The 12,507-nt window shown below is 59.6% G+C and carries 10 protein-coding genes; 9 read left to right on the plus strand and 1 reads right to left on the minus strand.

The genetic code is table 11. The features are described from left to right. The 6 genes from HMPREF2554_RS04465 to HMPREF2554_RS04490 form a co-directional block, all read left to right on the plus strand. On the plus strand, window positions 1-631 hold a 631-nt coding region (locus HMPREF2554_RS04465; RefSeq protein WP_070554189.1), incomplete at its 5' end, for a 1-phosphofructokinase family hexose kinase. 139 nt (window positions 632-770) lie between these two features. Next, complete coding sequence (locus HMPREF2554_RS04470; RefSeq protein WP_070554191.1) at window positions 771-2,843, plus strand: PTS fructose transporter subunit IIABC; 2,073 nt, start codon at window positions 771-773, stop codon at window positions 2,841-2,843. Window positions 2,844-2,884: 41 nt separating this feature from the next. Then, window positions 2,885-4,579: a phosphoenolpyruvate--protein phosphotransferase gene (gene ptsP / locus HMPREF2554_RS04475; RefSeq protein WP_004005598.1), complete on the plus strand. Its 1,695-nt coding sequence runs from the start codon at window positions 2,885-2,887 to the stop codon at window positions 4,577-4,579. A 189-nt stretch (window positions 4,580-4,768) separates the two neighbouring features. Beyond that, window positions 4,769-5,047 (plus strand): HPr family phosphocarrier protein, encoded by a 279-nt coding sequence (locus HMPREF2554_RS04480; protein WP_004005597.1) that lies wholly within the window; start codon window positions 4,769-4,771, stop codon window positions 5,045-5,047. 355 nt (window positions 5,048-5,402) lie between these two features. Next, window positions 5,403-6,503 carry a lipid II:glycine glycyltransferase FemX gene (locus HMPREF2554_RS04485; RefSeq protein WP_070554193.1) on the plus strand — a complete coding sequence of 367 codons (1,101 nt, stop codon included), beginning with the start codon at window positions 5,403-5,405 and terminating at the stop codon, window positions 6,501-6,503. Between the two features lie 71 nt (window positions 6,504-6,574). Beyond that, a complete protein-coding gene (locus tag HMPREF2554_RS04490) occupies window positions 6,575-8,659 on the plus strand; it encodes a threonine/serine exporter family protein (RefSeq protein WP_070554195.1) in 2,085 nt (694 codons plus the stop codon). A 103-nt stretch (window positions 8,660-8,762) separates the two neighbouring features. On the opposite strand, the gene HMPREF2554_RS04495 is transcribed toward HMPREF2554_RS04490, so the two are convergent. Continuing rightward, window positions 8,763-9,437 carry a uracil-DNA glycosylase gene (locus HMPREF2554_RS04495; protein WP_004005592.1) on the minus strand — a complete coding sequence of 225 codons (675 nt, stop codon included), beginning with the start codon at window positions 9,435-9,437 and terminating at the stop codon, window positions 8,763-8,765. Between the two features lie 101 nt (window positions 9,438-9,538). On the opposite strand from HMPREF2554_RS04495, the gene HMPREF2554_RS04500 reads away from it, so the two are divergent. From HMPREF2554_RS04500 to groL, 3 genes are all read left to right on the plus strand, one after another. Next, window positions 9,539-9,928 carry a DUF3263 domain-containing protein gene (locus HMPREF2554_RS04500; RefSeq protein WP_070554197.1) on the plus strand — a complete coding sequence of 130 codons (390 nt, stop codon included), beginning with the start codon at window positions 9,539-9,541 and terminating at the stop codon, window positions 9,926-9,928. Window positions 9,929-10,069: 141 nt separating this feature from the next. Further along, window positions 10,070-10,621: a LytR C-terminal domain-containing protein gene (locus HMPREF2554_RS04505; RefSeq protein ID WP_004005590.1), complete on the plus strand. Its 552-nt coding sequence runs from the start codon at window positions 10,070-10,072 to the stop codon at window positions 10,619-10,621. 372 nt (window positions 10,622-10,993) lie between these two features. Continuing rightward, on the plus strand, window positions 10,994-12,507 hold a 1,514-nt coding region (gene groL / locus HMPREF2554_RS04510; protein ID WP_070554210.1), incomplete at its 3' end, for a chaperonin GroEL.

Genomic DNA, 12,507 nt, shown 5'->3' on the forward strand with positions numbered 1-12,507 from the left:
CGAGTTTACCCCTAAGCTGCGCGACGCCCTGGATGCGCTCGTGATCGCCCAATCAGAAAACGCAGATTGGGTGGTACTCGCCGGTTCGCTGCCTGGTGGACTGGAGGCAACGTATTATGCCGAGCTGTGTGCGAAGCTGCGCGCCAGCGGATATGAAGGCAAGATCGCCGTCGATACCTCTGAGGCACCGCTGATCGCTACCGTTGCGGGGCAGATAAAGCCTACGCTGATTAAGCCGAATTCTGAGGAGTTGGCACAGCTGACCGGCGCCGAGAATTGGGAAGAGCTGGAGTCGAGCCCCGAGCTGACTGCACGTACCGCACGAACCTTGGTGAATGACGGCATTCCCTATGTGCTGGCAACCCTTGGCGGGTCCGGCGCGGTTCTCGTGACCGCCGAAGGTGCCTGGCATGCACAGCATGAACCCGTGAAGGTGCGCAGCACGGTGGGCGCCGGGGATTCGTCGCTCTCCGGTTTTCTCTATGCTTATGAGCGGGGAGAGTCGCCGCAGCAATGCCTCGTGCAGGCGGTTGCGCATGGCTCGGCGGCAGCATCCTTACCCGGAACACAAATGCCTTCGGCCGCCATGACAACCCCCGAGAAAGTAACCCTAAGGCAGCTTTCCATTTAGCTTATATTCCATATCAGGCATATAGCATATAGCCTGGTCAACCACTAAAAACAACATATTTACGGACACTTGAGTGCGTACTGAAAACGCCCGCATAGGCATCATGGCGCACCGCATCATACGCCCCGAGGAGGGTATTATGTCTGAGCTCATCACCCCAGAGCTGGTGCTCCTAGACCAGAATCTGGGAGAGACTAAATTCGACGTCATCAGCAAGCTTGCGCACGCCGTCGTCAATGCCTCACGTGCCACCGACTACGATCAGCTCTACGCCGCTGCAGAAGCCCGCGAGTCCAAGACCGACACCGGCATCCCGGGCGGCATCGCCATCCCCCACTGCCGAAGCGCGGCGGTCACCGAACCCACCCTCGCGATGGCACGCCCCAACCCCGGCGTGAGCTTCGGCGCGAAAGACGGTCCGGCCGATCTGATCTTCTTCATCGCCGCCCCCGATGGTGCCGACCAGGAACACCTGAAACTGCTCTCCACGCTGGCACGTTCGCTGATGAAGAAGAGCTTCACCGCCTCCCTGCGTGAGGCACAAACCCCCGAAGAAATCGTAGACCTTGTAAACGATGCGCTCGGCACCGGCACCCCGAAGAAGGCTCCCGCCGACTCGGCAGCATCGAACGCGCAAAAGGCGGGTGCAGGCGCATCCGCTCAAGCCGCAGCGGCACAGACCGACTCCGCAGAAGCAACTGCATCCGCCAACCCCGCCACCAAGAAAATCGTGGCGGTCACCGCATGCCCCACCGGTATCGCGCACACCTATATGGCCGCGGATGCCCTCAAATACGCGGCAGAAGACCTCGGCTACGACTTCAAGGTGGAGACTCAGGGGTCTTCGGGGAACGAAACCCTCACCCAAGCCGATATTGATGAAGCCGACGCCGTCATTTTCGCGGTCTCCGTGAACGTGCGCGACCGCAGCCGCTTCGCCGGTAAGCCCTATGTGGAATCCCCCGTGAAGCGCGGCATTGACGAACCGCAAGCCATGATTGAGGAGGCCCTCGCCGAAGCCGAAAACCCCAACGGCAAGCGCGTGAGCGCCGCCGCATCCAGCGGAGAAGACACCTCCTCGGCTGCCGAAGGTTCGTGGGGCTCGCGCATCTACAAGGCCGTGATGACCGGTGTTTCGTACATGATCCCGTTCGTCGCTGCCGGCGGCATTATCGTGGCGCTGGGCTTCATTCTCGAAGCAATCACCATGCCGAACCTGGGCGATGTCGATACCGAAAAGATCCTCGCCAACGCCACAATCTACAACCTGGGAGACACCCACTGGACCCTCTACCTGGGCGCGGTGCTGCAGACCATCGGTAAGTTCGGTCTTGACCTGATGGTTCCCGCGCTCGCCGCCTTTATCGCCTACGGGCTGGCGCAGCGCCCCGGTATTGCGCCCGGCTTTATAGCCGGTTCCGTCGCGGTTGCCGTGAAGGCTGGCTTCCTCGGCGGCATCGTCGGCGGTCTGCTCGCCGGTCTGATTGCCTACGGTTTAGGCACCCTCAAACTGCCGCGCTGGCTCGGTTCGATGATGCCCGTGGTCATTACCCCGCTCATTACCTCACTCGTTGCGGGCGGCATCATGTACCTGCTGTTGGGCGCGCCGCTGGCGTGGGTTCTCGAATCCCTGCAGAATTGGCTGACCTCCATGTCTGGCGCATCCGCTCTTGTTCTCGGCCTGATTCTGGGTGCCATGATGGCATCCGATCTGGGTGGTCCCATCAACAAGGCGGCTTACCTGTTCGCAACCGCCGGGCTTTCTTCGGGTGCCGATGTGAACAAGGAAATCATGGCAGCCGTTATTATCTCCGGCATGGTTCCGCCGCTGGCTATGGCGCTTGCCACCACCCTGCGCCCCAAGCTCTTCACCGAGCCCGAGCGTGAAAACGGCAAGGCCGCGTGGCTGCTGGGCGCATCCTTCATCTCTGAGGGCGCTATTCCGTTCGCCTCGGCAGACCCGGCGCGCGTGATCCCGTCCTCCATCGTAGGCGGCGCGATTGCCGGTGCTATTTCGATGAATGCGCATGTGGCATCCCCGGCACCGCACGGCGGTATCTGGATTATTGGTTTGAGCAACAATATTCCGATGTTCCTGCTCGCTGTTGTCGCCGGTACTGTCGTATCCGCCATCACCTATGTGCTGCTGAAGTCGATTGGCGCGAAGTCGCGGCAGACTGCGACCGAGACCCCAGCGAAGACCGCCGCATAAGCGTTACACTGTAGAGAACCCAACACGAAGGATATAACTTCATGACTACATATAAAGGCGTCGGTGTTTATGCCGGACGCGTTATTGGTCCCGTGCTACAGATGCCCGAGCCTATTCAAGAGCCTAAAGCCGGTCTACGCCTAGACGGTGAAAGCCCCGAAGAGGCCGGTCAACGTATTCAAGATGCGTCGGTTCGCGTGAAAGAGGACCTGCTCGCACGCGCCGAAAACGCGGGCCGTGACGGCAAGGCCGTGCTCAAATCGACCTCGCAGATGGCGACCGACCGCGCCCTGATTAAGAGCGCCGTGAAGCTGGTTGAGACCCAGCAGATGGCACCTGAGCGCGCGATTTGGGAGGCAGCAACCTCGTTCGCCGACCAGATGGCGGCCCTTGGCGGTTACATGGCTGAGCGCGTCACCGATATTCACGATGTGCGCGCCCGTATTGTGGCGGAACTGACCGGTCAGCAGGCACCGGGCATCCCCTTCGCGGAGGAGCCTTTCGTGCTCGCCGCAGTTGATCTTGCCCCCGCAGATACCGCGACCCTTGACCCGAAGAACGTGATCGCCCTGATCACTTCAGACGGTGGTCCGCAGGCGCATACCGCGATTTTGGCGCGCGGCCTGGGCCTTCCCGCTATTGTGGCGGCGAAGGGCGTTACCGATATTCCTGACGGCACCGAGGTCTATGTGGACTCGAACGCGGGTATCGTCAATACTGAGCCGACCGATGAAGACCGCGAAGCCGCCGAAAAATACGCTAACCGCAAACCTATCGCCGACTTCGACGGTAAAGGCGTGCTCGCCGACGGCACCCGCGTGCCACTTTACGCGAACGTGGGCGATGGCAAATCCGCTGAGAAGGCCGCCAGCCTGAACGCTGAAGGCGTGGGTCTGCTGCGTACCGAGTTCGGTTTCCTGGGGCACGATGCCGAGCCGTCTATTGAGGCCCAGGCGGCAACGTACAAGTCTGTGTTTGACGCGTTCCCCGGCAAGCACATCGTGGTTCGTACCTTGGATGCGGGCGCCGACAAGCCCCTGCCCTTCCTGAATGTGAATCCCGAGGAAAACCCGGCGCTGGGCGTGCGCGGTTTCCGCACCGACTGGACCGTACCCGGCGTGCTGACCCGCCAGCTGGAGGCTATCAAGCAGGCGTCCGAGGATTCCGATGCCGATATTTGGGTGATGGCACCGATGATTTCGACCACCTCAGAGGCTCGCAATTTCGCGAAAATGCTCAAGGAGGTCGGCCTGCCGGTACACGGCGTGATGGTTGAAACCCCCGCCGCAGCCGTGAACGCCGAAGCGATTTTGGGTGAGGTCGATTTTGTGTCGATCGGCACCAACGACCTGACCCAGTACACGATGGCTGCAGACCGCCTGCTGGGCGATCTGGCTCACTTGAACAACCCGTGGCAGCCTGCGGTGCTGAAGATGATTAAGCTGACCGTCAAGGGCGCTAAGCGAGCTTCGGTGAACGCCGGCGAGAAGAAATATGTGAGCGTCTGCGGTGAGGCCGCCGCCGATCCGGCGCTGGCCGTGGTGCTGGTCGGCCTGGGGGTTGATACCCTCTCGATGAACGCCGGTGCTATCCCCGCGGTTGCGGCGGTGCTCAAGTCGGTGACCCTGGAGCAGGCACGCCATATCGCCAACAAGGCTTTGGAGCAGATTTCCTCTGCCGAGGCGAAGGCTGCCGCCCGCGCTGAGCTGCCGATTCTGGACGAGCTCGGCCTCTAGAAGACGCCTCAAACCCGGTGGAGAAAAGGCTAACTCGGTGTTGAAAGTTTATTTCAAGATCGGGTGAGGCATTGGTCCCCAAACGGTGAGTAAAACTGTACAATTGAGGCAGGAAAACAGGGGGTGCATCCTCCTGTTTGATAAACATGGAGTCGATAACAGACGATTCCTTCACAAAGGAGAAAAACCATGGCAGAGGTTATTGCCACCATTGCAAGCCGCGTTGGTCTGCACGCACGTCCCGCAGCAATTTTTGCTGAGGCAGCTGGCGACCTCCCCGTTGAGGTCACCATTGCAGCAGAAGGCGAGCCCGCAGACGAGGCAATGGATGCGGCTTCGATCCTATCCCTGATGTCCTTGGGTGCTAAGCACGGTGACCGTGTGGTGCTCCGAGCAGAAGGTGAAGGCGCAGACGAAGCTCTAGAGACCCTGAAGAAGATTCTCGAAACCGACCACGACGAAGAGTAATCCTTCCGGCGACTCTCGCCAGCTTTACCGGTATCCCGTCGCTTCACGTGCGGCGGGATACCTGCTTTAAGGCTCGGGTGTGCATCCGGTCTGTTCCCTTACCTCATGCCCCAGCCCGCCCGATCGGGTCGGAAGGGGCATAAAAAGGCTCTTGATGCGAATAAAGCGGCGTTTTTAACTCTTTATTCGCATCAAGACTCTTTTTAGACGAGGCGAACCCCGCCGATGCACCAATCGCCGTGCCTCTTGTTAGACTTAAGGCGTGCGTGCGCCGCGAGCGCATCAAAAAGACCGCACAAGGTTCGCGGGCGATAGACGTTCGGAACACCCACCACCCCACGAGAGATAGAGACCCTTGCACGAAATTACGGCACGTTTTGCAACCCCAGCAGAAATTCAGGAGTGGGATACCCACGTGATCGCCAACCCGGACGGCGGAAATCTGCTGCAGTCCGCATCATTCGCAAAAGTCAAAGCCGACTACGGGTGGAAACCCCGCTATATCGTGTATGAAGGCACCGTCGATCGTGACGGCGAGCGGCAGCCTTTCGCCAGCTACAGCCTGGCGTTTGAGAAGAATATTCCGCTGCTGGGCAAACTCTGGTACTTCATCAAAGGCCCGGCGGTGCATGATGCCGATGAGCTGCCCGCCCTGCTGCAGGCGAACCGCCGCCTGATTACCGAGCAGAAATTGGGTGTTTTTGCCGTTAAGATCGAACCTGAAATCATGGCGGATGAGCATGCCCAGCAGGTCATTGCGGGCACCGAGCTGATTCGTACCGCCGATATTCAGCCGAATGACTACACCGCCATCCTCTCCACCGAAGGCACCGAGGAAGAGGTGCTCAAGTCGTTGTCTTCGCGCGGACGTAACGCTGTACGCCGCGCCACCCGTGAAGGCTGCGAGGTCAAACGGGTTGAGCTCACCGACGAAAATATGCGTGCCATGTATGCCCTCATGGATACCGTGGGGCAGGGCAAAGTTTCGCTTCTGCTGCGCCCCTACGAGTATTACCGCGACTTCTGGAGGGCCTTCGAGAACGCCGGGCAGGGCAGGCTCTACTTCACCTATGAAGACGGTAAACCCTCCGTGGGCGCTTACGTAATTAACTACGGTACGAAGGGCACCTATAAAGACGGCGGTTCTAAGCCGCGCCGTAAACAGTACGGCGACTCTCATCTGGTACAGTGGACTGCGATTACCGACCTCATGAAGGAGCACGGGATCAGCACCTATGACTTCTGCGGCACCCCGCCCGCCGCCGAACTCAAGAATAAAGAACACCCTTACTACGGTCTGGGTCTGTTCAAAACCTCGTTCACGAAGAACGTGACCGACTTCGTGGGCGTTTACGATCAGCCTATTTCAGAGCTCAAATATAAGCTTTGGAATGCCGGTGTGGAGCGGCTGATGCTTCGCCTGTGGGTGAAGAAACACCACTATTCCTTCTACTAGGAAACGCCGCACCGCCACGCCACTCACCGGTACACACAGCGCACCAGCACGCAACACGATCAAGGGATACTATGGCGAAGAACCCCGAGGAGCACAGCTACAACCCAGCCGATGAGAACGCGAGGAGTATTCGCCGCCCGGGATATTTCTTCGCCGTTCCTCTCTCCGAAGTGCACGACTCCAAGCTGCGTGAGGCTCTTGCCCACAGCGGCAAGGAGGCCGAGCAGGCTGAGCAGGCGCGTGAGGCGCTTTACGAGGTTGCGGCGGCGCACGGCGTGGAAACCGATACGGACGACACCCAGCTTCTTCCCGTCGACGAATCCGGGATGCCTCTCGACGAGGCTCCACAGATGCCCTACGAACCGGAGATACCCTACGAGGAAATCCCTGAAGAACCCGTAATCCAGGCGGTGCAGAGCGTGCCTCCCGAGATACCGCATCCGCAGGAGCCCCCCGCGCAGACCTCCAGTAATATCGTCACGGAAGTCGCTAAATACCGCCAGTCCCAGCCCGTCCCCATGACGGGCATGATCCCGCAGGTTCCCAATTCGCATGCGGCACAGCGGTTCGGCGGTGTAGAGCCCACGGCGAGCGCGCCCCCAGTATCCGTACCCACTACGACCATGCCCGCCGGGCATGGCACGGGCGGACGGTGGGGCGTGCGAACCACCCTGCGTTCCTTCGTGCGTGCTGACGGCCAAGCGGTGGCACACGTGGCGCCGCGCGGTGCGGCGCGCATCGCCCAGCGGCAGTTTACCCCGCGCGCTAAACGTGAAGAACGCGCCCAACGTGAGGCCCTGTACCGCGAGAAAGAGTACGCCCGCGACACCCTCAATTTCACGCTGCGCCTGGCGGAAGCCATGTTCTATTATGGTGCGGATGCGATGGACGTAGACTCGGCGATTATCGCGGTGTCTTCGGCGTATGGGCTCGATTCGGTGGATGTTAATATCACCAACCAGTCGGTGACCATCAACTATACCTCCGACCCCGATATTTACATGGAGTCGCGCATCAGCTCGCGAACCATGAGTGCCGATTCCCGGTTCACCCATACGCTCGTGCGCGTGGTGCGCACCTCTACCGAGAATTATGAGGCGCTCGCTTCTACCTACGGACTGATTCACGATATTACCGAGGGCGGCATGACCCTGGAAGATGCCGACCTTCGCCTGAGCGAGATTACGAACCATCCTAAGCCGTATCCGCCGCTGATTACCTGGCTGGCGAATATTGGCTGCGCAACCACGCTGACGGCGGCGCTGGGGGCGAGCTGGTCTACCGCAACCGCTGCGGCGATCGTGTTCATTCCCGTGTATCTGCTGATTCAGTGGCTCAATAAGATTGGCATGCCTACGTTTTTCCGCATGGCGGCGAGCGCGGGTCTGCTGACATTCCTGGCAATTTGGCTGGGTGGGGATCATTCCATGATTCGCCGCCCGGGGGAGTCGATTTCGGCGCCTCTGGTGGTTGCCGCCGGGCTGATCATGTTCCTGCCGACCTCGCGCCTGGTGGGCGCGGTTCAGGATGCGATTAACGGTTTCCCGGTGACCGCGGCGGGAAGATTCGTTTCGACGGGCATGAGCTTTTTGGGCCTGGTGATCGGCATCGCCTCGGCGGTGAATGCGATTAGCCTGTTTGGCGGCCCGATTCTGGATATTGAGCAGACCCGGTTTGATCTTCCTTCGCCGCTTACGTTCTCGGTGTTCATGCTGGCGGCGACGGTTACGTTTGCGATTACCCTGCACACGAAGCTTGTGAAGCTGGGGTGGCTGGTACTCATTACCTGTAGTGCCCTGGTGACCTATCACCTGTATACCTACCTGGTGGGGGTCGATTCTGGGCGTGCGAATACGGCGCTTGCCGCCCTCATAATTGGCATGCTGAGCACCTACGTGGCATACCGACTGCATGCCCCGCAGGCGGTTTTTTCGATTCCCGCGCTGACCTTCCTGCTGCCGGGTCTGTCGTTCTTCCGCGGCATGTACCTGCTGACGGTTGAGACGAACGTGGTTTGGGGCATCCAGAGCATGATTTCGGCGGTTTCGATTGTGATTGCGATGGCGGCGGGCGTGACGTTGGGCAACTACCTGATGCAGTATCTGCTGCAGCGTTTCGCGGTTCCGCGCAATGTGCCCGCGGAGGCCGCCGAGTAGCGTATCCGTGGTTCTTACATTCGATGCGGGATGCTACAAAGGCTCTTTATTCCACAGTGGAATAAAGAGCCTTTTTATGCGGGTATGGGTGGGCGGATGCGCGCTACTTGACCGTCCAGTCCACCGGTTCCGCACCCTGCTCTACCAGCAGCGTATTCACCCGCGAGAACGGGCGTGAACCGAAGAACCCGCGGTGCGCCGATAGCGGCGACGGATGTGCAGACTCCACACACGGGTACGGTTCCAGCATCGGGGCGGTGCGCCGCGCATCCGCACCCCACAGCAGCCCGACCAGGGGCTTATTGCGTGCCGCCAGCGCCCGAATAGCGCACTCAGTCACCTCTTCCCACCCCTTATTGCGATGCGACCCCGGAGCCCCTTCACGCACGCTGAGCACGCGGTTCATGAGCATAATGCCCTCATCGGACCACGAGCTCAGATCACCGTGCTGCGCGGGCTCGATCCCCAAATCGTCGGACAATTCCCGGTAAATATTGATGAGCGATTTCGGCAGGGGCATATCCCGCTGCACCGAGAACGAAAGCCCCATCGCGTTCCCGGGGGTGGGGTAGGGGTCTTGCCCTACGATCAGCACCTTGACCTCGTTCATGGGGCGTGAGAATGCGCGGAAAATATTCTGACCTGTGGGAAAAGTTCGGTGTCCCGCCGCGTGTTCGGTGCGTAAAAACTCGCCCATGGCGTGGATTTTATCTTCGACGGGCGCGAGGGCCTGCGCCCAGTCTTCGCTCATAATGTCGGTCAGCGGCGGGTTCGTCATGAAAATACTCCCTGAGAAAATTTGACTCTAATAACACGGTGACTTCAACCAACATACTCTAAAGTGTTCATGTAGACCACCTATGTTCGTCAGGAATCCAGATGCCGATACCTTCTTCGGAAACCCCCGAACCTTCGCCTGCTGGCGGCTCCGAAGCCGCCGACCCCGCAGCGGCAGTCCCCGCGGATAGCTCTGAACCCGGCCCCATAGCACAGCCTGCGTCTTCTGTGCCCGGTACTGAGACCGGCGAAGCTGGCGGAAAAACTGAGAATACGCGAAAATCCGCCCTCACCGATTTAGAGCGTGCCATGATTGCCCTGGAAAAACGGCACTGGAAGTACCAGGGCACCAAAGAGAAAGCGATTACCGCGCTCGGGCTCACCCCGATCGCCTACTACCAGAAGCTCAACACCATGATCGACAGCCAGCGTGTGATCGCCGCCGAACCCATCCTGATGCACCGCCTGCGCGAGGTTCGCGACCGTAGCTAAAGACAGCCGCACTGATGTGTGCATGAGCGCACGCTGTTCTGAACAGGACGGATAAAGCCCCATACGGTACCCTGTAAGAGAGAGCTTTGGCAGGGCTCCACCGCGCAGAGCGGTACGTCTATTACTCAACCTAGGGAAGTCATGAGCCAATACCCGCACGATGAATTCGACGACATCGACGAGAATACCGCCCGCCGTGGAACATACCGCGGTGTGATTGACGACCCTTCCAAGAGCCCCAAAGGCATTATTCCCGTTGTCGTCGCCGGTATTTTATCGCTCGTGATCGGCGGCGCCATGTACATTAACCACCCGCGCAGCAGCTCGCCCGAGGCTGCCGCGCGTGCCAAGAGCTACAGTGCCCCCGCCTCGCCCTCGGAGTCTTCATCGCCCTCTGCCTCGGCATCCGAGCAGGCTAAGGATGCGAACGTGGCGGTCTATAACGCATCCGCGCCCGGCGGGTCTGCGGCCAAGGCAAGCGCCGCGCTTGAGGGTTACACGATTACCGAAACCGCAAACTGGTCGGGCACCCCGCCGCAGTCCAGCACGGTCTACTACAAGGACGAGGCTAAGAAGTCACAGGCCGAAGCTATTGCGAAAACCCTGAATATTACGACGGTTCAGGAGAGCTCAGACACCTCGATTCTGGGCGAGAATGATATTGTGGTGGTGCTCGCCACCGACTACAGCTAACGGCATCAACCGGCTTGAGACCGCGGTTTGCGGTACCGTTTATCATCCCCGCTAGTTTCGGGAACGTTCTATGAGCCTTATGCGCTCGCATATAACATCGCTCGGCTATCGAAACTGGTGCTTTGGCTCCGTGCATTCGCACTCGAAGCCGTACCTGTTCACCCCATTGCGGCTTTCCGCGTGCCTCAAGAATGCGCTGAGGGCGATTAAGCTAAATTCGGTGCTCAAAATGTTTGCCCTCGGGCGCACCAAGTGCCAAAATTGTTTTTAGCACTCGGCGCCTTCAGGTGCTAAAACCGGTGTCAAAATCTGCTTCGGCAGACCGGAAAACCTGAGCGCTCCATTCGAAACGTCCAGGAGGGATATCGCCACATGGCAAAACTTATTGCTTTTGATGAAGAAGCTCGCCGCGGTCTAGAGCGCGGACTGAACACTCTAGCCGATGCCGTTAAGGTAACTCTTGGCCCCCGTGGCCGCAACGTCGTGCTTGAGAAGTCGTGGGGCGCACCCACGATCACCAACGACGGTGTTTCCATCGCTAAAGAGATCGAGCTTGAAGACCCCTATGAAAAGATTGGCGCTGAACTCGTCAAAGAGGTAGCCAAGAAGACCGACGATATCGCAGGTGACGGTACCACCACCGCAACTGTGCTCGCTCAGGCGCTCGTGCGTGAGGGTCTGCGCAACGTGGCTGCTGGTGCTGACCCGCTGAGCCTCAAGCGCGGTATTGAGAAGGCTGTTGAGGAGGTCACCAAGACCCTGCTCGACTCCGCGAAAGAGGTTGAGACCGAGGAAGAGATCGCAGCAACCGCATCCATCTCTGCGGGCGATAAAGAGATCGGTAAGCTGATCGCTCAGGCCATGGAGAAGGTCGGCAAGGAAGGCGTGATTACCGTTGAGGAATCCAACACCTTCGGCCTGCACCTGGAACTCACCGAGGGTATGCGCTTCGATAAGGGCTTCCTCTCCGGCTACTTCGTGACCGACCCCGAGCGTCAGGAAGCTGTGCTGGAAGACCCCTACATCCTGGTGGTCAACCAGAAGATCTCGAACGTGAAAGATCTGGTTCCCGTTCTTGAGAAGGTCATGCAGTCCGGCAAGCCGCTGCTGATTATCGCCGAGGATGTTGAGGGCGAGGCTCTGGCGCTGCTCGTGCTGAACAAGATGCGCGGCTCCATCAAGTCCGTTGCCGTGAAGGCACCCGGTTTCGGTGACCGTCGCAAGGCTATGATGGCTGATATTGCGATCCTCACCGGCGGCCAGGTTATTACCGAAGAGGTTGGCCTGTCCCTGGATACCGCAACCCTTGAGATGCTGGGTAAGGCACGCAAGGTTGTTGTCACCAAGGACGAGACCACCATTATTGAGGGCGCTGGCGACGCCGCAGCACTTGAGGGCCGCGTGGCACAGATTCGCGCCGAGATCGCAAACTCCGATTCCGACTACGACCGCGAGAAGCTGCAGGAGCGCCTGGCAAAGCTCGCCGGTGGTGTGGCTGTGCTCAAGGCTGGCGCGGCAACCGAGGTTGAGCTGAAGGAACGCAAGCACCGCATTGAGGATGCTGTGCGCAACGCAAAGGCAGCGGTTGAAGAGGGTATCGTCCCCGGTGGTGGCGTGGCACTGATTCAGGCGGGCGCGAAGGTCTTCGATAAGCTCGACCTGAAGGGTGACGAGGCAACCGGCGCGAACATTGTGCGCGTGGCTATCGATGCACCGCTGAAGCAGATCGCAACGAACGCTGGCCTTGAGCCCGGTGTGGTGGTCGATAAGGTTCGTTCCCTGCCCGAAGGCACCGGTCTGAACGCTGCAACCGGCGAGTACGAAGACCTCATGGCTGCGGGTATTAACGACCCCGTGAAGGTGACCCGTTCCGCTCTGCAGAACGC

This window comes from Rothia sp. HMSC071F11 (assembly GCF_001809115.1).
Lineage (GTDB): Bacteria > Actinomycetota > Actinomycetes > Actinomycetales > Micrococcaceae > Rothia > Rothia dentocariosa.

What these genes read in the sequence shown, in the direction of transcription:
- HMPREF2554_RS04470 (WP_070554191.1), top strand. Translation starts at nt 771, where the DNA reads ATGTCTGAGCTCATCACCCCAGAGCTGGTGCTCCTAGACCAGAATCTG.
- ptsP (WP_004005598.1), top strand. Translation starts at nt 2,885, where the DNA reads ATGACTACATATAAAGGCGTCGGTGTTTATGCCGGACGCGTTATTGGT.
- HMPREF2554_RS04480 (WP_004005597.1), top strand. Translation starts at nt 4,769, where the DNA reads ATGGCAGAGGTTATTGCCACCATTGCAAGCCGCGTTGGTCTGCACGCA.
- HMPREF2554_RS04490 (WP_070554195.1), top strand. Translation starts at nt 6,575, where the DNA reads ATGGCGAAGAACCCCGAGGAGCACAGCTACAACCCAGCCGATGAGAAC.
- HMPREF2554_RS04495 (WP_004005592.1), bottom strand. Translation starts at nt 9,437, where the DNA reads ATGACGAACCCGCCGCTGACCGACATTATGAGCGAAGACTGGGCGCAG.
- HMPREF2554_RS04500 (WP_070554197.1), top strand. Translation starts at nt 9,539, where the DNA reads ATGCCGATACCTTCTTCGGAAACCCCCGAACCTTCGCCTGCTGGCGGC.
- HMPREF2554_RS04505 (WP_004005590.1), top strand. Translation starts at nt 10,070, where the DNA reads ATGAGCCAATACCCGCACGATGAATTCGACGACATCGACGAGAATACC.